This is a genomic window from Larsenimonas rhizosphaerae (assembly GCF_023700005.1).
GTDB classification, from domain to species: Bacteria; Pseudomonadota; Gammaproteobacteria; order Pseudomonadales; family Halomonadaceae; genus Larsenimonas; species Larsenimonas rhizosphaerae.
On record NZ_JAMLJK010000003.1, the window covers coordinates 234,198 to 254,051 of the forward strand.

A 19,854-nucleotide genomic window follows, 5' to 3' on the forward strand; every position below is an offset into this window, starting at 1 on the left:
ATTATAAAGCAGTCGAACCAGGCTCAGGCATCAATACGCTTGTACTTGGTGCGCTTGGGGGTATCGTTGCCGACACGTTTCTGGTGGTCTGCCTCATATTCAGCGTAATTGCCTTCAAAGAAGACCACTTCGGAGTCACCTTCATAAGCAAGAATATGGGTGGCAATACGGTCAAGGAACCAGCGGTCATGCGAGATGACCATGGCGCAGCCCGGAAAGGCCAGCAGGGCATCTTCCAGAGCACGAAGGGTTTCAATGTCCAGGTCGTTGGACGGCTCATCCAGCAGCAGAACGTTGGCCCCCTGCTTGAGAGTCTGAGCCAGCTGCAGACGGCCACGCTCACCGCCGGAAAGATCCTTCAGGTATTTCTGCTGATCCGTGCCCTTGAAGTTGAAGCGGCCGACATAGGCGCGTGACGAGACTTCGTAGCCATTGATATTGAGCATGTCCTGACCGTCGGATACTGCTTCCCAGACTGTCTGGCTGTCCTGCATCTTGTCCCTGAGCTGCTCGACGTAGGCAATTTGAACTGTTTCGCCGATGACGACATCACCCGCATCCGGGCTTTCCATGCCGGTGACCAGCTTGAACAGCGTGGATTTACCGGCGCCGTTGCCACCGACAATACCTACGATGGCCCCCTGCGGAACGGTAAAGGACAGGTCCTCAAACAGTACCTTGCCTTCAAAGCTCTTGGTGACGTTGTGAAATTCGATGACCTTGTCACCAAGTCTCGGGCCGGGCGGAATGTAGATTTCATTGGTTTCGTTACGCTTCTGGAAATCACCGGACTGCATTTCCTCGAAGCGATTAAGGCGTGCCTTGCTCTTGGCCTGGCGTCCCTTGGGATTCTGGCGTACCCATTCGAGCTCCTGGGTAATGGCCTTCTGACGAGAGGCTTCCTGCTTGGCTTCCTGAGCCAGACGTTGCTCCTTGGTTTCAAGCCAGTTGGAGTAGTTCCCTTCAAACGGGATGCCGCGGCCACGGTCAAGTTCCAGAATCCACCCCGCAGCATTATCCAGGAAGTAGCGGTCGTGGGTCACGGCGACGACGGTACCGGGGTATTCAACCAGAAACCGCTCAAGCCAAGCGACGGATTCAGCGTCCAGGTGGTTGGTCGGCTCGTCGAGCAACAGCATGTCCGGGCCGGACAGCAGCAGGCGGCACAGGGCAACACGACGGCGCTCGCCCCCTGAAAGATGAGCAATCTGTGCCTCCCAGGGCGGCAGTCTCAGTGCCTCGGCGGCCACTTCCAGCTTGCGCTCCAGGTTATGGGCGTCGCTGGCTTCAATGATGTTTTCAAGCCGTCCCTGCTCGGCGGCCAGGGCATCGAAATCAGCGTCCGGATCGGCGTAGGCGGCATAGACTTCATCCAGTCGTGCCTGAGCATCCTTGATGACCGAGACGGATTCTTCCACGATATCGCGAACCGTCTTGCTGTCATCCAGTTCCGGTTCCTGGGGAAGGTAGCCGACATTCAGGTTCGGCATCGGGCGAGCTTCGCCGTTGAATTCCGTGTCCACGCCCGCCATGATCCGCAGCAGCGAGGACTTGCCAGAGCCATTCAAACCCAATACGCCGATCTTGGCGCCCGGAAAGAATGACAGGGAAATGTCTTTCAGGATTTCCCGTTTGGGTGGCACGATCTTGCCGACCCGATTCATGGTGTAAACGTATTGCGCCATGGGAGTCCAGTTACCTTGCTTTGAAATGAGTGCGCCGGCAGTGCGCCGGGCAGTAGTGTTCGGTGTGTGATGATAGAGGCAGGCGAGGCGCAAGGCCAGCCATCAGCTAGGGCGGGTAAACGACGCGACCGCCCGAAGGCGGTCGCAATGAGTGCAGCAGGAAGGTGTGTTACTCCTCCTCGTCAAACTCGTCATCGTCATCGTCGAGGTCCCAGTCATCCTCGATCACTCGTTGCAGTCGGCGTTCTTCAAGAAAGGACTCAAGACGTCGGCGACTTTGAGGGTCGGATTTTCTGGGGCGACGTGTCTCGAAATCGTCGTCATTGACCGCATCGTCCTGCAGGTCATCGTCATCAAGGTGCAGCTCTGTTGAACTCATCATTCACCTCCATCGCAGATGGTCATGAACGCTGTATAGCGTGATGGCTTGAAGGATGCAACCCCTTTTCAAAACGTTACTTGACTTTTAAATGAAATATTCAGCTTTCTTTCCGGCCGAGTTGCTCACGAAGTCGTTCCAGTTCCAGACGCATTTCCATCATTGAGGTTACGTCCTTCTGGACACCAATGAAGTATTGCAGTTCATCTTCACTGTCAAAGACTGGCGTCATTGACAGTTCGTTCCAGAAGAGACTGCCATCCTTTCGATAGTTGCGAATGATTTCACGGCACGCTTTCCCTTCGGTCAGGGCGTCTCGGATACGGTCCAGCCCGGGCTGTTGGGTATCGCCATTTTGAAGAAAGCGACAATCCCGATAGAGGATGTCATCGGCGCTGTAGCCTGTCAGCCGCTCGAAGCCCTGGTTGACGTAGATCAGAATGTTTTCGTTGCCTTCCTGTTCAGCCACCACGATGCCATCGTCGGATGAGTTGATGACGCGTTCAAGCAGAGCGGGGTCGATCATGTGCGGTCGTTCCATGGGCCAGAGTGTCCTTGATCAGTGGTCCATCGCGCCGGAATAGTCACGTGCGCAGGTCGGTGGTGGTCTACAGGGAAGCACCCGCATGGCGTTACGGGGATGCTTCGGCATTCGGCAGACGGTGTGCAAGTAAAGAAGCCAGCAACAGGCTTATTGTAAGCAAAAGTAACGCCCAGGTACTACCCAGTCCATGGGTAACCCATCCGATTGTTACACCCAGCACCAGAAGCATGATGCCGGTAGTGGTATTGGACATGGCGACATACATGGCTCGGTTGTCCCTGCCGGCCAGGTTGACCACGTAGGCCTTGCGGCCAAGACGGATGCCTGCATGGGCGACCATCATGACGGCATAGAGGGCCGCATAAGGCCACACCGTATGCAGCCATGCAAAGGGAAGCAGCGTCAGCAGGGTTACCAGAGCAAGAGCCGCCGCGGCCAGCAGGCCAGCATTGCGCATCACGCGATGGCTGCCCTGATCCGCCTGCTTTCCCCAGACAGGGCTTGCCAGCATGCCGGCAACTCCTGAAATCAGGATCAGCACGCCCAGCCCCTTCAGATTTTCATCACTGTTTTGCTGTGCAAGCAGTGCCATGTACGGGAGGGACAGGGCGCTGCCGAGCAACAGCGTACGACATAGATTGAACATCAGAAAGTTGCGATCCGTCCGCAGTGCCCGCAGGCCATCGCCCATGATGGTCAGTGCATTCCGTCCGCCCTGGGTCGCACCGGCATCTTCCTTCAGCCACAGCGCGCATAGTGCGTTCAGAAGCCAGCCGATGGCAGCGATTGCCAGTAGTACCGCCAGGGCCGATCGGTTCGGATGGTTGCCGAGCAGTACGATCACAACGCCGGCGATCAGTGTGGCGGCACCTGCCAGACTGCCACTCCAGCCCAGAAGACGGCCTCGACGATCCTTGTCGATGGTCTTGCCCAGCACATCCTTGGTAGCGATCGAGGTTATCCCCCGTGCCAGCGACAGGATGGCAAGTACTGCCAGTACAAGACCACCGCCCAGTGAAGATGATCCATAAAGGGCGATCAATGACAGCGCCAGCGCGGATACTGACTGAAGAAGGCTCCCCACGGCCCAGGCATACTTGCGCTGTGGCAAGGGGCGAATAAACGCCGCTACCAGCAGTTGGGGCAACAGCGAGCCGGCTTCGCGAATAGGGACCAGCAGACCGATCATCCAGCCCGGCGCACCCAGCGCGCCCAGAAGCCAGGGGAGTATCAGGCGGGCACTGGCGAGCTCGTCTGCCAGCTTGTTGCCGAGTGACCCGATAAGCTGCTTGATGAAATTGCCGGGTTGCTGATGACAGGCACTCTCCGGTATATCACGACAGGCACGGCTATCTTCATCATTGGCAAGTTTTTCATAGGCGTAGGTGAGGGAGTCGTCCACACTGTTTAAAGCCATGTTACTTCCTTGTCTCTCATGGCGATCAATCGCTAAAGTTGCAAAGCGTAGCCCATAACTTTCATTGATAGGGACCCGGATGAGAATCACGATTCATTATTGTACCCAATGCCACTGGCTGATGCGCGCCGCCTGGTATGCCCAGGAACTATTGCAGACGTTCGGCGAAGATCTGGACGAAGTGGCGCTGGCCCCCAGCCATGGCGGCCACTTCGATATTCTCGCCAATGGTGAGCTGATCTGGGATCGCAAGCGGGACAACGGCTTCCCGGCCGTGAAGGAAATCAAGCGGCTGGTACGTGATCGCCTTGACCCCGGACGTGATCTTGGTCACCTGGATCGCTGATTCTTTCCTGCCGGTCTACCACCAGCGCTTGCGTTTCAACAGCCACAGTTGGGCAATGATGATGGCCACCACAATGGCGACAAAAATGGTAAAGCCATAGTGGTTTTCCGCGCCGGGAATTCCGCCAAGATTGATGCCCATCAGGCCGGTCAGGAAGCCCAGTGGCAGGAAGATGGCGGTAATGACCGACAGTAGATACATTCGGTCATTGAGGCGTTCATTTCTCTCGCTGTTGAGCTGTTCCTGCAGCATCAGGGCGCGCTCCTGCATGGCCTTGATGTCTTCCACATGGCGTTGCAGCTGGTTGGCAGATTCACGCAGCCACAGGCTGGCGGTTTCTTCCACGAACGTTTTGTTTTCAGCCAGTCTGTTCAGACAGTCGCACTGGGGTTCCATGAAGCGGCGAAGTGTCACCAGGGAGCGGCGCAGCTTGAGCAGTTCATCATCATCGGCCATCGGAACATCATTGAGCTGATCTTCTTCCAGCTTGCCCAGCCGGTCATCCAGCTCGATTCCCAGCTCTCCCACCTTGTCGATCATGGCATCGGTCATGGCACCGAGCAGCTCGGAGACATTGTGGGGGCCTTCACCGTCGTGCAAATAGTTGCGCACCAGTGTGATGGATTGCAGCGGTCTGCGCCTCAGGGTAATCAGCCGGTTGTGCGTCAGCCAGACCCGAAGGGAAATCATGTCGTCCGGTGCCGCACCCGGGTTGAGGTTGATGCCGCGAAGGGTAGTGACCAGACCGCCATTGAATCGGCCCACACGAGGCCGAGTCTGCTCCTCGAGCAGGGCTTCGATGATGTCTTCGTGCAGGTCGGCGATATCTTCCAGATAGTTGGTGGCATCGCCCCGGCTGAAGTCAAGATGCATCCATATGGGGGCGGGGTCGGTTTGCCAGATCTGGCTGAGGTTATCCCGCTCCAGTGCGTGCCCCCGACCCAGGCCATCCAGGCGATAGGCGGCCACCAGTGACGTATGCGTTTCGGACATGACTCTCTCCTGAGGTGTCGGCAAGGCCGACACAGGGTTTATTGATTCGGGGCGGGAATGAGACCAGGCTGTTCCCTGTATATTGGCCGCATGATGCGAGGCGTGCGCGAGCGCGGCAAGTCTGATTTATTCCAGCCACGAGGAAAGTGCAGTGACACAGGATCAACGCGCGATAGGTTATGGGCTGGGCGCCGTGGCATTGTGGTCAACGGTGGCGACTGCCTTCAAGTGGTCGCTGGCCGAAATGCGCCCCATTGAACTGATCAGCATTGCTTCAACAGTGTCCTGGGTCTTTCTGGGCGGACTGCTCCTTTATCAGCGTCAGGACCGCCGGATGCTGCTGCGTGGCTGGGGTACGGCTCTCTGGGCCGGGATGATGAATCCGGTGGCGTATTATCTGGTGCTGTTTGCCGCCTATGACCTGTTGCCCGGGCAGGAAGCCATGGCCATCAACTATACCTGGGCGCTGGCGTTGGCGCTGCTATCGGTTCCATTGCTGGGACACCGGTTGACTGCGGGCGACATGCTATCGAGTCTGGTCAGCTATTTCGGTGTGTGGGTGATCGCCACGCGAGGCGATATCTTCAACATGGCCTTTGAAAGCCCGACCGGCGTAGCCTGTGCACTGATCAGCACCGTGATCTGGGCGCTTTACTGGCTGCTTAACCGGCAGGATCATCGTCCGCCGCTGGTGGCGCAGTGGCAGAACTTTACGGTGGCCTTGCCTGTGCTGTGGGCACTGGTGGCCTGGCAGGAAGGGTTTCATGGATACAGTACCGGTGCGCTGGCCGGCAGCATCTACGTCGGGCTGTTCGAAATGGGAGTGTCCTTCGTGCTGTGGCAGATGGCCGTGCACCGCATATCGCGTACCTCGAAGATTTCCAATCTGATTTTTCTGTCCCCGCCCATCTCATTGCTGTTGTTACATGTCGTGATCGGCGAGCCCATCAGTCTATCGACCCTGTGGGGGTTGATGGCCATTCTCGCCGGTTTGATCCTGCAGCAGGTCGCTGCCCGCCGCGACCGCAGGCATCATCCGACTCCGCTGAGTGATGCCGGATGATGCCTTCATCTGAACAGCGACTTAATCATCGGTCTTCAGCGGCGGCAGACTCAGCAACTGGTCAACTACACTCCAGACATTATCGAGCACCGTTGGCTGGGCTGCAGCATTGGGGTGGATGCCGTCCTTTTGCATCAGGTCATCATTGAAGGCGATGTTGTCGAGAATGAACGGCTTGAGCGGCAGGCCGTATTTTTCAGCCAGCTCCGGGTAGATATTCTTGAAGGCATCCGAATATTGCGGGCCATAATTGGGCGGAATCATGATGCCTAGAATGCCAACCTTCGCCGGATAGCCACGAATCATCTGGATCATCTGATCTAGGCGGTCCTTGATCTGCCGGGGAGGCAGCCCTCGCAGCCCGTCGTTACCGCCCAGTTCCAGCAGTACGATGTCCGGGTCGGTCTGCTTGAGCGTCCGGGGCAGGCGCGCCAGGCCGCCCGAGGTGGTTTCGCCCGAGATACTGGCATTGATGACCTTGTCCTCATTGCCCAGGCGCTGTTGCAGCAGGTGCACCCATCCCTTGTCTTCAGGCATGTTATGGGCCGAACTCAGGCTGTCACCAAAAACCAGGATCGTCTGTGCGCTGGCCGGCATCGACGTCAGAAGGCCCATCAGGGCCAGAGTCAGTGCGCCGATGCCCTGCCGGGTACGGCACCAAATCACCGGTGTGAACGGGTGTAATGTCAGGAGTCCCTTGAGCATGTCTGAAGCCTCATCCTTGCAGGAAAAACAAGCACGCACGGTGTTGTGCGCACGGCAGTTGACGAAAAAGGTGCGCTCCGGCGCCCATGAACTGACTGTTCTTGATGCGCTGGAGTTACGTATTACGGCTGGAGAGCGCCTGGCTATACTCGGCCGTTCCGGGTCGGGGAAGTCTACCCTGTTAAGCCTGCTGGCAGGCCTTGATACCCCCACCAGTGGCACGCTGAGCCTGTTTGGTGATGCCATGAGTGACAGTGACGAGGATGGCCGTGCCCGACTTCGTGCCGGTCGGGTCGGGTTCGTGTTTCAGAACTTTCAATTGTTACCGACCCTGACCGCCCTTGAAAATGTCACGCTCCCGCTTGAATTGACCCACGCCCGTTCAAAAAGTGCCACGGCCCGCGAATGGCTTGAACGTGTCGGCCTCGGTGCCCGGCTGGACCACCTGCCGCGTCAGCTCTCGGGAGGGGAGCAGCAGCGCGTTGCGATCGCCCGTGCCTTTGTTACCTCCCCGGAGCTGGTATTTGCCGATGAACCCACCGGCAATCTGGATCATCGTACCGGGCACGATATTACCGAGCTGCTGTTTACGCTCAATCGCGAAAAGGGCACAACGCTTGTACTGGTAACCCATGATGTCGCGCTGGCTCGTCAGTGTGAGCGTCAGCTGGAACTGGTCGATGGTCAGCTTCACCCTCTGGTCGAGGAGGAATGAGCATGCTGTTGCTGGCCCTGAAAAGTCTGCGCCGTGACTTGCGCGCTGCCGATGTGCGCGCGCTGCTGGTGGCCATGATCATTGCGGTGGCAGCCACCACCATGATCGGCTTTTTTCTCGACCGGTTGACTCAGGGGCTGGAACGCCAGGCCGGCCAGCTGCTGGGGGGAGATGTGGTACTGGTAAAGGGGGCCGCCTTCAGCGATACGCAGCAGCAAAGGCTTCGGGCAGCGGGGTTCGATATCAGCCAGCAAACGCAGCTGATATCGATGGCCAGCCATGACGGGGCATTTCAGTTGGCCAGTCTCAAGGTCGTTGATCGCGCTTATCCGCTGTATGGCCAACTGATGATTGATGCCGGCCAGGGCGCACGTGCCACGCAGGGGCCACCCTCTGACGGTCGTGTATGGATTGACCGGCGGCTGGGCCGTGCCTTGTCCGTGACCCAGGGTGATACCTTCCAGCTGGGGCGGTCGCGCGTGGAGGTGGCCGGCTGGATCCAGCGTGAGCCTGACCAGCGTGGCGGGCTCGAAAGCCTTAATCCTCATATCATGCTGTCACCATCAACATTGATGGCGTCACAGCTGATCCAGCCAGGTTCGCGATCCACCTGGCGACTGATGGGGCGTGGCAGTGCCGATGCCGTGGCCCGGGTACGACCATGGCTTGAGCAGCTCAAGGATCAGGGTGTTCGCGTCATGGACGTACAAACGGATAGCCCACGACTGGGCCGCACGCTTGATCGAGTACAGAAGTATCTGAGTCTGGCCGGGCTGGCCGCCGTGCTGCTGGCGGGAGTTGCTGTCGCCATGGCCACGCGTCGCTATGTGGACCGCCATCTGATGACGGTCGCCATGATGCGCTGCTTCGGTAGCAGCCGCGCCGATTTCAGTCGCCTGTTTGTTTACCAGTTAAGCTGGCTGGCACTGGCCGCCTCTCTGATCGGCGCGGGGCTGGGCTGGCTGGGGCAGTACGGGTTGGCCTCCATTCTGTCCTCAATGCTGACACTGGCTCTGCCAGCGCCAGGTCTGGCGCCACTGGGCCTGGGAATACTGACGGCAGTGGCCATTCTGGCCGGCTTTGCCGGGCCGACGCTGCTACGTCTTGAAAACGTCAGCGCCCTCAAGGTACTGCGTCGTGAACTCGATCCTCTGCCAGCATCTGCCTGGGTGGTCTTGTTGATGGCCAGCGCTGTCTTCGGTGCACTGCTATGGCTTTACAGCGGTGATGCCCCTCTCGCCGGCTGGGTCGTTATAGCAGGTTGGGGTGTCATGGGGGTGTTGTGGGTTATTTCACTTGGATGTCTGGCAGGGCTATCCAGGGTGTCATCGCTGCTGGGTGGCCCTTGGCGGATGGGAATTCGTCAGCTGGGGCATCGGCGGCGTTCCAGTCAGAGCCAGCTGATCGCCTTCACGCTGACGCTGGCAGCAGTGGGGTTCATCGCGCTTGTGCGCAGTGACCTGCTGAGTGACTGGCAGCAGCGTTTGCCCGAGCAGGCGCCAAACCAGTTCGCGATCAATATTCAGCCTGCCGAGCGAGACGCTTTCGTAGCGGCGCTGGATAACATCAGCTCTCGCCGAAGTGATGTTTATCCGCTGGTTCGTGGGCGTATCAGCGCCATCAATGGTCAGTTGCCCCGTGAAGCAGTGCCGGAAGACGCCCGTGACGATGGCAACCTGCGGCGTGAACTGAACCTGACCTGGCGGCGTACGCTTCCTGAGGCGAATCGGATAACCCGCGGTGCCTGGTTTGCCTCTGACCCAGTCGACGCTGGTGGTCCCGTGCCTATCTCAGTGGCCGAGCGGCTGGCCACCCGGCTGGGCCTTTCCCCTGGCGATACCATGACGTTCGAGATTGCCGATCAGCATGTGACGGCCAGAATTACCAGTATCAGGAAGGTGGACTGGGAAAGCTTTCAGCCCAACTTCTTCGTTATTTTCCCACCTGGCGTGCTGGAAGGCTTCAGCCACAGTTTCATCACGGCATTTTACGTGCCGCCGAAAGATGCTCCGGCCATTGGCTCGCTGGTATCAGAATTCCCGGCGGTGTCCTTTCTGGATATCACTGCCATTCTGGACCAGGTTGACCGCATTCTGGATCAGGTGTCACGCGCCATTGCCTTTATTCTGCTGTTTGTGGCGCTGGCCGGTGTGGCGGTGTTGTATGCGGCCCTGGTCGCTTCCCTGCCGGAGCGGGCCCATGAAGGCGCGCTGCTGCGCGTATTTGGAGCGCAGCAGGCGTATTTGAGGCAAGCGCATATCAGCGAATTTGTCATGCTGGGTGGACTGTCGGGGGTAATGGCGGCGATGGTGGTTGAAGCCGGGCTGGCAGCATTGTACGCCGGCTGGCTGGACTTGCCTGTGGCGTGGCATCCGCTGCTTTGGGGTGTGCTACCTGCTGCAGGCATGCTGTTTGTGGGAGGGCTGGGGGTTGCCATGGCGCGCCCGCTGCGTACCCAGGCCCCTGTCCGGAGCCTGGGGTTGCTTGATGAGATTTAACGGCTGGATTCCAGGCGGTGCCGCAAATGAAAGCTGTAGGCCAGGCCACCGGTCATGGCTGCCATGAAATAGCCTGTGTCGTAGTTGATGTAGCTTTCGAAGCTGTTGACCACCGCCCAGAACACGCCGAACAGCACCAGAAATACCAGTATGTCGGTAGGCATGTCGCCGCGTCGCCAGGCCATGAGGGCTCCGCGAATGATGACGCCGACCGCCGCCGCCATTACCGCTGTTCCGGCCAGCCCGTTGGCAATCAACAATGACAGATAGCTGTTGTGGAAGTGGCGCAGATTGCTTTGGGCTGCGATGTCACCCAGTGTTCCCTGGCCGACCGGATGCATGCTTTGAAGCAATAGCGGGATATGGCTTTTAGGCCCCCAGCCGAACCAGGGGTGCTCAAGCCATGTCTGAATGCCGTAGTACCAGGCATGGATGCGAAAGCCAATACTGGTCATGGGGATATCGGTCAGATCGCCCTGCAGGATATGGCGGATCACACCGCTTTCAGCGGTCATACGGGTCAGGAGCATCGGGCCGAGCACTACTGAAAGCAGCCCGATGGCAATAATGATCAGTGCACAGAGGCTCAGCCCGCGCCGGCGGTACGCCGGCTTTCGCAATGACGTGATCAAAAGCCCCGTCAGACTGATGATGATGACCAGTATCAGGCCCAGCCAGCTGGCACGGGTTTTCACAAGTAGCACGCCAAATGCGGACATCCCGAAGGCTGCGATCATCAGTGCGGCTGACAGGCTCTTCCATCCTGTGGATGCCTCGCCGTGACGCAGCCAGCCCGTGAATCTGGGAGCAAGGCAGCTCAGGGCAATGAGTACCACTCCAAGCGCTACTCCCGCATGCTCCCAGTTTTTAAACCCCAGGGTGGGGCGATTATTGGCTGTGAGCTGAAACCAGTACTGAGGGTGGAGGGTCAGGTAGACAAGCGCCGTCATCACCATACCCATGAGAAAGAGCCCCAATGCCAGCCCTGTTCGCAGATGATGTCCGTAGAGAAACCAGGCTACCGGTAATACCAGGAACAGCTTTGTCAGATGGCGCATCGAGGTGATCTGATCGTCAGCAAATGCCGGGAAATGCGCCATGGCAAAGGGGAGGGTGACACATTGCAGCAAGAGCCAGATGACCAGCAGGATCAACAACGGGTCCCGGGCCATGCGCCCCCGTGCCGGTGTGCAGACGGCGCCGATGACAAACATGACCAGTACCACGGCTTCAAGCTGGCGTGATACCTCAAATAAAACCGACCAGCAGCCCAGAAACAGAAGTGTTGCTATCAGCCCGATTCGATAGGCCCAGCCGGGGGAATGGGCTGGCGGCGGTCCCATAAACAAGGCGATACGGTTCGGCATTGGGTTGTCCATGAGCTAATGGTGAAAACTGGATTTTACGTTATTTATTGTATGTTTTAAGCCGGAGGAGGCACCTGAATTGCCGGCTTTTGTCATGAGTCATTGTCCGGCGCTGCATGACTGCCTTTCGAGTGAAACGTTCATACGCCTGCGCTATGATGACCGCTCACTTTTTGCCTGCCTTTTGTTGAGGACTGCTTCATGTTCAGACGTGATATGACGATTGCCGGATTTGATGACGATATCGCCAGCGCCATCTCCGAGGAAGTAGCGCGTCAGGAAGCTCATATCGAGCTGATTGCATCAGAAAACTATACCAGCCCGCGTGTAATGGAAGCTCAGGGCTCCCTGTTGACCAACAAGTATGCGGAAGGTTACCCCGGCAAGCGTTATTACGGCGGTTGCGAGTTTGTCGACAAGGTAGAGCAGCTGGCCATTGACCGGGCCTGTGAACTGTTTTCCTGCGATTATGCCAATGTGCAGCCTCATGCAGGTTCCCAAGCCAACAGCGCCGTGTTTCAGGCGCTGGTCAAGCCCAATGACACGATTCTTGGCATGAGCCTGGATGCCGGTGGTCACCTGACCCATGGTGCGCGTCCGAACTTTTCCGGCAAGCACTACAATGCCGTTCAGTATGGCCTGAACGAGCAGGGGCTGATCGATTATGACGAGGTCGAACGCCTGGCGAAGGAACACCAGCCGAAAATGATCATTGCCGGGTTCTCGGCATATTCACAGATCATCGACTGGGCGCGTTTCCGCGAGATTGCCGATGGTGTTGGCGCCTACCTGTTTGTTGACATGGCGCATGTGGCCGGTCTGGTGGCAGCAGGCGTTTATCCCAGTCCGCTGCCCCATGCACATGTAGTAACCACCACGACTCACAAGACATTGCGCGGCCCGCGTGGTGGCCTGATCCTTTCGGCCGCCGGCGATGAGGACCTTTACAAGAAGCTGAACTCGGCCGTGTTCCCGGGTGGTCAGGGCGGCCCGTTGATGCACGTGATTGCCGGCAAGGCCATCTGCTTCAAGGAGGCACTGTCCCCCGAGTTCAAGACCTATCAACAGCAGGTGCTGGATAATGCCAGGGCCATGGCCGAGGTCTTCATCGAGCGCGGCTTTGACGTGGTCTCCGGAGGCACGGAAGACCATTTGTTCCTGCTGTCACTGATCAAGCAGGGTGTGACCGGCAAGGATGCAGACGCATCACTGGGGCGTGCGCACATTACCGTCAACAAGAATGCCGTTCCAAACGATCCGCAAAGCCCGTTTGTAACCTCCGGTCTGCGCATTGGTACACCTGCGGTGACTACGCGTGGTTTCAATGTTGAAGACTGCCGTGAGCTGACAGGCTGGATCTGTGACATTCTTGATGTGCTCGAGAAGGGCGAAGACACCACGGCTGTTGAACAGGACGTTCGGGGCAAGGTCGAGAAGATCTGCCAGAGACTGCCGGTTTACGCTTAATGGTGCGTTAATGTTTTCGGCGTCAACTATGGCGTCGAAGGCTTGATACGAAAGCCGCGCCCTGTGCGCGGCTTTTTTTGTTTAAACCAGTGTGACGGGGCAGGGATTGTGCACCGGGCACGTGTTCAGGAGCGGGCATTACATGAACATTCTTGTTACCGGTGTGGCCGGGTTTATCGGGCATGCGGTTGCCAGACGGCTGCTGACGCGTGGAGGAGACCGGCTCATCGGGGTGGATAACCTGAATGATTATTATGATCCGGCACTCAAGGAGGCGCGGCTGAATGATCTCGCGCAACATGGTGACGTGCATGTTGAAAACATCGACATTGCTGATACCGAGGCAATGCGGGATTTCTTCGACCGGCATGCCGTGGATGCGGTAATACATCTGGCGGCCCAGGCCGGAGTGCGCCACTCGATCGAAAACCCGCATGCCTACGGCCAGACCAATCTGGTGGGGCAGATCAATATCCTTGAAGGCTGCCGTCGGCACAACGTACGGCATCTTGTCTTCGCCTCATCAAGCTCGGTATATGGCCTGAATGAGAACATGCCCTTTGCTCCCGACCACACTGCAGACCATCCGGTCAGCCTTTATGCAGCAACCAAGCGAGCAGGAGAACTGATGGTTCACAGTTATTCTCATCTGTATGGGCTGCCCGCTACCGGTCTGCGTTTCTTTACCGTCTATGGTCCGTGGGGCCGCCCGGACATGGCGCTTTTCAAGTTTACGCGAGCCATTCTGGCCGGAGAGCTGGTCAGCGTTTATAACGAAGGAAACATGGCCCGGGATTTTACCTACATTGACGATATTGTTCAGGGCGTACTGGATGTGCTGGACCAGCCTCCTCAGGCGAATCCCGAGTGGGATGCGTCGGCGCCTGCGCCGGATGGCAGCAGTGCACCTTACCGTGTTTTCAACATTGGCCGGGGCGAGCCGGTACCGCTGATGGATTTTGTTCGCGCGATCGAGCGACACACCGGCATCCGTGCGCAGATCAGGTACATGCCCATGCAGCCAGGTGATGTGCCTGCCACATGGGCTGATACGGCGTCGCTGGCCAGCGTGACGGGATACACGCCAGGCACCTCGATAGAGCAGGGCATCGGTGCCTTTGTCGACTGGTACCGATCCTTTTACGGTGTATGAATCTCGGGCAGCCGGGTAAAGCCAGGCAGACATTCCAGCCAGTGGTAGACGCGTTCTATATCGTCACTGCGCTTGAGAATCCTGTCGGCCGTTGGCTTCATGTAAAAGGCGCGAATATCAGGGTAGTCACTGGCCAGATTGATCAGTGCAGATGAGAACAGGGAAACAAGGCCTGCCGGTGGAGAAGGCTGCATTTCAAACCAGTGTTCGATGGGGACCGCCGGGTCAACACGTTCAAAGCCCTCGGGCAGGGTACGTGACTGCTCGCTGCGATGAGGATAATAGACAATGCGTTGGTGCGGAAAGGCGGCTCGCGCGCAGGCCAGCTGCTGCTGATAATCCTCTTCACGCATGATGCCCTTCTCTACAACACAGCAGCCAATGAAAAGCACCGCATTGGTATCGAGTGGCTTCTGATGGCACGCTGTTGGCAGTGAAATGACCTCAAGAGACGGACACAGGGTCTTGAGGGGATAGCGCGATATGAACAGCGGTCTGAAACGCGCTAGGCCTGCAAACATTTTCTGACGCCCCTTCGCAGCCTGTTCCGCGATGACAAGGGATGCCGTACCGTCATCCATGGCGATAAATCCCCTGAACCCTGGATGCAGCGCAAAGAACTTGAAAAGTTTGTTGCGCCAGTCGCCGCTATATACCTTGAAATTCCCCTCCGGTGCTTCACGAAATACAAAGCGAAGACGGCGTGACAGTGCATTGGTTTTGGCGGTAATGTGCCGAATTTCTAACTGCCCTGCCAGTTCACCCAGGCTGCAGAGTACTCGCTCATGGTCTCGCCCGAAGGCGTGGTCAAACAGGAGGATGCGTACCTCCTCGCTCGGCAGGCCGTAATGACCAATGATGCGTCGTGCGCTATCGGCCTGAAAGGGTGAGCTGATGCAGAACAGATGCTTCATTAAGGCGCCTCGACATCCCTGAATTGCTTTTGGTGACTGGTTTGCCAGAGTCTTGATTCATTCAGAGCCGCCATGAAATGACTCACGCTGTTGCCGTCGCCGAACGTCGCCTGTGGCGAGAACTGTTTCCCTGCCATGAGCCGTATCGCACTGGCGATCGCCCCCTGATCATTATTTACATTCATGATGCTGTCACAGGCAGGAATGCGGCCCTGCTGGCGGGAACCGATGTTGATGGCCGGCGTACCGTATACCGGTGCTTCTCGCACACCTGCGCTGGAATTGCCGATAATACAGCGCGCCTGTTGCAGCAGCGTCAAAAAGCATTCAAACCGCAGTGATGGATAAATGGCAACACGAGGATGATCGCGATACTGCTCTATTGCTTCCAGGATGATATCGCTACCGCTGTCATTATTGGGATAGATCATCACCAGGTTTTCTTCGCTCGCCATCAGCCCATCCATGACAGCCTTGATATGCTGTGGCAGCTGGTCGACTTCTGTCGTCACCGGGTGGTACATGAATAACGAAAAGGTACGGAAGGGCAGCCTGTAGCGATCAATCACCTCGGAAAGCGCCGGCAGTTCACTGGAGTGCATGATATCCAGATCCGGTGAGCCGATAATACGAATCGATGATTCCCTTTCTCCCATCCATTTTAAGCGGGCAGCCGCCTCGGCATTGCACACAAAATGGAGATGCGACAGCTTTGACACCGAGTGGCGGATCAGCTCATCGATGGTGCCCGAAATTTCTCCCCCCTCGATATGTGCCACCAAAATATTGTTCAAACTGCCCACAATGGCCCCGGCCAGTGTCTCTACTCGATCGCCGTGCACAACAAGCAGATCCGGGCGGTTTTCACGGACATAATCCGACAGGCCTGTAATCGTTTTGGCCAGAACGATATCCATTTCATCGCCGTGGCGCTGGTTGATGTGGGTGTGGTAATGAACAAACCCTGATTTTTCTATCTCCCGATAGGTGTGCCCATAACGGGCATGCATATGCATGCCCGTGACAAAAATGTCGAGCTCAACATCGTCGGCCTGGTCAACAGCCATCATGAGGGGTTTCAGCTTGCCAAAATCTGCTCGAGTGCCGGTCAAAAACAGAACGCGCCGTGTCACTTTACATCCTCGCGCTTGAGCTGCACGTCATGCTGGATATCGCGAGCGGCGACCCTGCCTAGAAGTGCATTGTATTCGGCGGCAGAAAAGTCGCCGCTGCCCGGCCGCTTGACCCAGATATTATCCTTGCTGAGTGTCTCGCCCTCCTTGATGGGCGCAATGGCCACGACACTGGCATAAGCAAAGTCGATGGTGGGCTTTTCTTCAGGCACGGCTCCCTTGGTGCCGCCGCGCATCTTCTGCATGCGGTTGGCTTCATGGATCAGCAGGCTGCATTCCTCTGGATCCATCGAGCAGACGATATCCGGGCCCTGACGCGACTTGTGATCAGTAAAGTGGCGCTCAAGGACGCTGGCCCCGACTGCAACGGCACCCACACATGCCATGTGATCGGCGCTATGATCGGATAGCCCGACAACGGCATCCGGGAAATGGTCGGCCAGCGCATTGATGCCGCCCAGTCGAATCAGGTGATCTGGAGTGGGGTAGAGGTTGGTACAGTGCAGCAGGCAGAAGGGCACGCCGGCACGGCGCATGATGTCAACGGCAGGCTCTATGGCGTCCAGGCTGTTCATGCCTGTACTCAGGATGATGGGCTTGCCAAGGGAGGCAATATGTTCGATCAACGGGTAGTTGTTGCACTCGCCTGAACCAATCTTGTAGGCCTGAACGCCAAAGCGCTCAAGCCTTTCAGCGGCAGCTCTGGAGAAGGGAGTACTGATGAAAATTGCCCCCTGACGTTCGACATGCTCCATCAGTGCGCGCTCATCGTCCTCGTTCAGCGCGCATCGCTCCATGATGTCATAAATAGAGACGTCCGCATTGCCCGGTATGACGCCCCGAGCTTCCGATGACATTTCATCCTCGATGATATGGGTCTGGTGTTTGATTACCTCGGCCCCGGCACGGATGGCTGCATCCACCATTTCGATGGCGACATCCAGGCTACCCTCGTGATTGATGCCTATTTCCGCGATCACCAGCGGAGGATGATCGTAACCGACGGCACGTGTGCCAATATAAAATTCAGGGTGTGCTGACATGTTGGGCTCTCAGAATGTGTTCGACACGCAGTAGGTCGTCGCGTGTATCAATATCAATGGAATCGGTAGCCGACATGAGGCTGGGGACAATGCCATCCCTCGGGAAATTCTTTCCGGTTTTCAGGGCCTGTCGGCGAAATATATAGATAGCCCCATTAGCATAACAACAATCCGGCAGGGTCTGTCGTGGCCGATAAGGTGCTTCACTGTCATACAGGCCGACCATGAACCCGTCTTCATTCAGTCGGTAGGCCTTCATCGGATGGGTGTCGGGGATGACGGCACTGATGACGCCATTTACCTCAGGCAGGAGACGTTCAAAGGCCTCCCGGATATGGTGCGCGCGCCGAAGAGGAGATGTGGGCTGCAGTAACGTGACCGTTGTGGCTCTGGTGCCTTCCTGTTCCACTTCGTCCACTGCATGCATGAGCGCATCAAAGCTGGACGCAGTATCTGTCGCCAGACTGGATGGCCGCTCAATTACTTCTGCTCCTTCGATACGTGCCGTTTCAAGGATGGCTGGATCATCGCTGGTGACGATCACTCTATCGAAGCACCCACTCTCAAGTGCGGCCGCTATAGTCCAGCCAATCAGTGGTCGACCACCAAGCAGGGCAGTATTCTTGCCAGGCAGCCCCTTCGATCCGCCTCGGGCGGTAATAATGGCAATATTCATGCGCGTGCCGTATTTCCTGTGATTCATGGTAATAACGTATCAAGGATATAAACATCAACATGCTTATGCCTGACCCTGTCTGATGCTTCATGTCGTCATCATAAGCGAGCATTCAGTTTCCTGACGCTACGCTTTCTATCATGAAGTATACCCTTTACCTCAATTTCTCATGCCCGGCCTTCTGTATAGTGCCATCGGGCGTATGGCGTAGGCCATCTGCGCCTGGTTTCCGAGTATTTCCCCGGAAAGCCCGTGTTATACCCTCTAGCCATAATCCGGGAGTCAGCATGTCCGATCACGTTCACGTAGTGCTCGCTACCGACAATACCTATGCGCCCTGGGCTGGTGTTTTAATAAGTTCCATCCTCGATACCCGGCCTGACGGAGCCATGGAATTTCATCTTGTCGAGCAGGGCGTCAGTACTGATAACCGTGAAAGGATCAATGCGCTGGGTGCCGGCCGGCTGGACGTCAGTATTCACTGGTATACCCCGGACCCCTGCGCATTTTCCAGTTTTCCAATCAAACGGTATGGCATTGCTTCCTATTACAGGCTGAGCATTGCCTCCATACTTCCGGCGTCGGTAAAGCGGGTTATTTATCTGGACTGTGACGTACTGGCAACGACCGATATAGGTGATCTACTGGATGATCATGACCCGGCTCATGTGCTTGCCGCCGTGGAAAATATCGGTGGTCCGACCTCGCAACTCTGCAAGCCTGGAAGGTATTTCAATTCCGGCGTACTGGTGATTAACCTGGAAGCCTGGCGTGCCCGGCGATGTGAAGAAAAACTACTGGATCTGATGAGGGAGCAGGGTGATACTTTTGAATACCCTGATCAGGATGCGCTTAATGTGTTGTTTCATGGCGAGTGGCAACGCCTGCCACTGCGCTGGAACGTGCAGCCCGGGGTGTGGTCGCGTTACGAGAAGAAGCGGTTTTCAAAAACAGGATATGACGCGGATAGTTTTGAAGCCGCCGTCAAGCGTCCGGGCCTGGTTCACTTTCTGGCCAAAAAGAAGCCCTGGGTGTTCGGGTGCTTTCATCCCTTCCGAAAGCTCTGGCTTTCGTATCTTGATGATTCGTCCTGGCGCTCATTGAAACCCCTGCCTGAAAGCATCTGGGGTCGGGCAGTTCACTATATGAATGTCGCATCTCATGCAAAAGAAATGCGTCGAGCTCGGTATTTGAGTCAACAGTCATCTTCCGGCTGTGTTAGAGCGCCTTGAGGCAGCTGCCCGGTATTTTTCCTTTCGATACCACGCACCGTCGTGTGTCATTAGCTGATTAACAGCAGTAAACGAGCTGTATTTACGTTTACTTTTCTGCCTGCATGATTAGTACCCTGCCTAATAGCTTGAAACGTTGAGTTCGACTTATTCGGATTCATCCTTTAGGTTGTGTGTTTTTTAGTTTTGTTAATTTAGTTGTGTATAATTAATAACCGTAATGAATGTGTGTATAGTTAGTTCGTTTCGCGCGCTGTATGATAAAAGCAGACTCGTACTCATTAATTTTCCGATGTGCAAGTGCACTAGCTGCTCATTACACGAGGCTTTTTTAAGCGTTTTGAAAGCCTGATATCACAGCATTGACAGTGAAAAGATAAACTCATGAATACCTCATCACCCGCGATGCTTTCACCTGAGCGCCAGACGCATTTAAAGCAGCTCGAAGCCGAGTCGATACATATCATCCGCGAAGTAGCCGCGGAATTTCGCAATCCTGTCATGCTGTATTCCATCGGCAAGGA

At 56.7% G+C, this 19,854-nt stretch carries 18 protein-coding genes and 1 pseudogene; 8 read left to right on the forward strand and 11 right to left on the reverse strand.

The window, feature by feature from the left end:
- Positions 1-23 precede the first annotated feature (23 nt).
- The 4 genes from ettA to NAT21_RS13235 form a co-directional block, all read right to left on the reverse strand.
- On the reverse strand, positions 24-1,685 hold the full coding sequence (gene ettA, locus NAT21_RS13220) for an energy-dependent translational throttle protein EttA (RefSeq protein ID WP_250939127.1): 1,662 nt from the start codon (positions 1,683-1,685) through the stop codon (positions 24-26).
- 169 nt (positions 1,686-1,854) lie between these two features.
- Positions 1,855-2,067 (reverse strand): PA3496 family putative envelope integrity protein, encoded by a 213-nt coding sequence (locus tag NAT21_RS13225; protein ID WP_250939128.1) that lies wholly within the window; start codon positions 2,065-2,067, stop codon positions 1,855-1,857.
- Between the two features lie 97 nt (positions 2,068-2,164).
- The gene (locus tag NAT21_RS13230; RefSeq protein ID WP_250939129.1) at positions 2,165-2,605 is read right to left on the reverse strand and encodes a PAS domain-containing protein; all 441 of its coding nucleotides are present in this window, start codon (positions 2,603-2,605) and stop codon (positions 2,165-2,167) included.
- 91 nt (positions 2,606-2,696) lie between these two features.
- On the reverse strand, positions 2,697-4,025 hold the full coding sequence (locus NAT21_RS13235; RefSeq protein ID WP_250939130.1) for an MFS transporter: 1,329 nt from the start codon (positions 4,023-4,025) through the stop codon (positions 2,697-2,699).
- A gap of 79 nt (positions 4,026-4,104) precedes the next feature.
- Between NAT21_RS13235 and NAT21_RS13240 the strand changes: the two genes are divergently transcribed.
- Positions 4,105-4,371 (forward strand): Rdx family protein, encoded by a 267-nt coding sequence (locus NAT21_RS13240; RefSeq protein ID WP_250939131.1) that lies wholly within the window; start codon positions 4,105-4,107, stop codon positions 4,369-4,371.
- A 15-nt stretch (positions 4,372-4,386) separates the two neighbouring features.
- On the opposite strand, the gene NAT21_RS13245 is transcribed toward NAT21_RS13240, so the two are convergent.
- Complete coding sequence (locus tag NAT21_RS13245) at positions 4,387-5,364, reverse strand: zinc transporter ZntB (RefSeq protein WP_250939132.1); 978 nt, start codon at positions 5,362-5,364, stop codon at positions 4,387-4,389.
- Positions 5,365-5,515: 151 nt separating this feature from the next.
- On the opposite strand from NAT21_RS13245, the gene NAT21_RS13250 reads away from it, so the two are divergent.
- Positions 5,516-6,427 (forward strand): DMT family transporter, encoded by a 912-nt coding sequence (locus NAT21_RS13250; protein ID WP_250939133.1) that lies wholly within the window; start codon positions 5,516-5,518, stop codon positions 6,425-6,427.
- Positions 6,428-6,448: 21 nt separating this feature from the next.
- On the opposite strand, the gene NAT21_RS13255 is transcribed toward NAT21_RS13250, so the two are convergent.
- Positions 6,449-7,132 (reverse strand): arylesterase, encoded by a 684-nt coding sequence (locus NAT21_RS13255; protein WP_284732800.1) that lies wholly within the window; start codon positions 7,130-7,132, stop codon positions 6,449-6,451.
- Between NAT21_RS13255 and NAT21_RS13260 the strand changes: the two genes are divergently transcribed.
- Complete coding sequence (locus tag NAT21_RS13260) at positions 7,131-7,847, forward strand: ABC transporter ATP-binding protein (protein ID WP_250939134.1); 717 nt, start codon at positions 7,131-7,133, stop codon at positions 7,845-7,847. The genes NAT21_RS13255 and NAT21_RS13260 overlap by 2 nt on opposite strands.
- Positions 7,848-7,849: 2 nt before the next feature.
- Complete coding sequence (locus NAT21_RS13265) at positions 7,850-10,345, forward strand: ABC transporter permease (RefSeq protein ID WP_350355179.1); 2,496 nt, start codon at positions 7,850-7,852, stop codon at positions 10,343-10,345.
- Here the strand turns inward: NAT21_RS13265 and NAT21_RS13270 are convergent.
- Positions 10,342-11,712 carry an O-antigen ligase family protein gene (locus NAT21_RS13270; RefSeq protein ID WP_250939137.1) on the reverse strand — a complete coding sequence of 457 codons (1,371 nt, stop codon included), beginning with the start codon at positions 11,710-11,712 and terminating at the stop codon, positions 10,342-10,344. The genes NAT21_RS13265 and NAT21_RS13270 overlap by 4 nt on opposite strands.
- A gap of 201 nt (positions 11,713-11,913) precedes the next feature.
- Here NAT21_RS13270 and glyA point away from each other — a divergent pair, with 201 nt between their 5' ends.
- Together glyA and NAT21_RS13280 are read left to right on the forward strand one after the other, a co-directional pair.
- Positions 11,914-13,179: a serine hydroxymethyltransferase gene (gene glyA / locus NAT21_RS13275; RefSeq protein WP_250939139.1), complete on the forward strand. Its 1,266-nt coding sequence runs from the start codon at positions 11,914-11,916 to the stop codon at positions 13,177-13,179.
- A gap of 142 nt (positions 13,180-13,321) precedes the next feature.
- Positions 13,322-14,332, forward strand: coding sequence for an NAD-dependent epimerase (locus NAT21_RS13280; RefSeq protein WP_250939141.1), 1,011 nt, complete (start codon positions 13,322-13,324; stop codon positions 14,330-14,332).
- Here NAT21_RS13280 and NAT21_RS13285 read toward each other — a convergent pair.
- The 4 genes from NAT21_RS13285 to NAT21_RS13300 are packed head-to-tail and all read right to left on the reverse strand — an operon-like array spanning position 14,320 to position 18,098.
- On the reverse strand, positions 14,320-15,246 hold the full coding sequence (locus NAT21_RS13285; protein ID WP_250939143.1) for a hypothetical protein: 927 nt from the start codon (positions 15,244-15,246) through the stop codon (positions 14,320-14,322). The genes NAT21_RS13280 and NAT21_RS13285 overlap by 13 nt on opposite strands.
- Complete coding sequence (gene neuC / locus NAT21_RS13290) at positions 15,246-16,379, reverse strand: UDP-N-acetylglucosamine 2-epimerase (RefSeq protein ID WP_250939145.1); 1,134 nt, start codon at positions 16,377-16,379, stop codon at positions 15,246-15,248. The genes NAT21_RS13285 and neuC overlap by 1 nt, the downstream gene beginning before the upstream one ends.
- On the reverse strand, positions 16,376-17,422 hold the full coding sequence (locus tag NAT21_RS13295) for an N-acetylneuraminate synthase family protein (protein ID WP_250939147.1): 1,047 nt from the start codon (positions 17,420-17,422) through the stop codon (positions 16,376-16,378). The genes neuC and NAT21_RS13295 overlap by 4 nt, the downstream gene beginning before the upstream one ends.
- Positions 17,406-18,098: an acylneuraminate cytidylyltransferase family protein gene (locus tag NAT21_RS13300; RefSeq protein WP_250939149.1), complete on the reverse strand. Its 693-nt coding sequence runs from the start codon at positions 18,096-18,098 to the stop codon at positions 17,406-17,408. The genes NAT21_RS13295 and NAT21_RS13300 overlap by 17 nt, the downstream gene beginning before the upstream one ends.
- Positions 18,099-18,385: 287 nt before the next feature.
- Between NAT21_RS13300 and NAT21_RS13305 the strand changes: the two genes are divergently transcribed.
- Both NAT21_RS13305 and NAT21_RS13310 read left to right on the forward strand, forming a co-directional pair.
- A complete protein-coding gene (locus tag NAT21_RS13305) occupies positions 18,386-19,330 on the forward strand; it encodes a glycosyltransferase family 8 protein (protein ID WP_250939150.1) in 945 nt (314 codons plus the stop codon).
- A gap of 405 nt (positions 19,331-19,735) precedes the next feature.
- Positions 19,736-19,854: pseudogene (locus NAT21_RS13310) on the forward strand (sulfate adenylyltransferase subunit CysD); the annotation flags it as partial.

What these genes read in the sequence shown, in the direction of transcription:
- ettA (WP_250939127.1), bottom strand. Translation starts at nt 1,685, where the DNA reads ATGGCGCAATACGTTTACACCATGAATCGGGTCGGCAAGATCGTGCCA.
- NAT21_RS13225 (WP_250939128.1), bottom strand. Translation starts at nt 2,067, where the DNA reads ATGATGAGTTCAACAGAGCTGCACCTTGATGACGATGACCTGCAGGAC.
- NAT21_RS13230 (WP_250939129.1), bottom strand. Translation starts at nt 2,605, where the DNA reads ATGGAACGACCGCACATGATCGACCCCGCTCTGCTTGAACGCGTCATC.
- NAT21_RS13235 (WP_250939130.1), bottom strand. Translation starts at nt 4,025, where the DNA reads ATGGCTTTAAACAGTGTGGACGACTCCCTCACCTACGCCTATGAAAAA.
- NAT21_RS13240 (WP_250939131.1), top strand. Translation starts at nt 4,105, where the DNA reads ATGAGAATCACGATTCATTATTGTACCCAATGCCACTGGCTGATGCGC.
- NAT21_RS13245 (WP_250939132.1), bottom strand. Translation starts at nt 5,364, where the DNA reads ATGTCCGAAACGCATACGTCACTGGTGGCCGCCTATCGCCTGGATGGC.
- NAT21_RS13260 (WP_250939134.1), top strand. Translation starts at nt 7,131, where the DNA reads ATGTCTGAAGCCTCATCCTTGCAGGAAAAACAAGCACGCACGGTGTTG.
- NAT21_RS13255 (WP_284732800.1), bottom strand. Translation starts at nt 7,132, where the DNA reads ATGCTCAAGGGACTCCTGACATTACACCCGTTCACACCGGTGATTTGG.
- NAT21_RS13265 (WP_350355179.1), top strand. Translation starts at nt 7,850, where the DNA reads ATGCTGTTGCTGGCCCTGAAAAGTCTGCGCCGTGACTTGCGCGCTGCC.
- NAT21_RS13270 (WP_250939137.1), bottom strand. Translation starts at nt 11,712, where the DNA reads ATGCCGAACCGTATCGCCTTGTTTATGGGACCGCCGCCAGCCCATTCC.
- glyA (WP_250939139.1), top strand. Translation starts at nt 11,914, where the DNA reads ATGTTCAGACGTGATATGACGATTGCCGGATTTGATGACGATATCGCC.
- NAT21_RS13280 (WP_250939141.1), top strand. Translation starts at nt 13,322, where the DNA reads ATGAACATTCTTGTTACCGGTGTGGCCGGGTTTATCGGGCATGCGGTT.
- NAT21_RS13285 (WP_250939143.1), bottom strand. Translation starts at nt 15,246, where the DNA reads ATGAAGCATCTGTTCTGCATCAGCTCACCCTTTCAGGCCGATAGCGCA.
- NAT21_RS13295 (WP_250939147.1), bottom strand. Translation starts at nt 17,422, where the DNA reads ATGTCAGCACACCCTGAATTTTATATTGGCACACGTGCCGTCGGTTAC.
- NAT21_RS13300 (WP_250939149.1), bottom strand. Translation starts at nt 18,098, where the DNA reads ATGAATATTGCCATTATTACCGCCCGAGGCGGATCGAAGGGGCTGCCT.
- NAT21_RS13305 (WP_250939150.1), top strand. Translation starts at nt 18,386, where the DNA reads ATGTCCGATCACGTTCACGTAGTGCTCGCTACCGACAATACCTATGCG.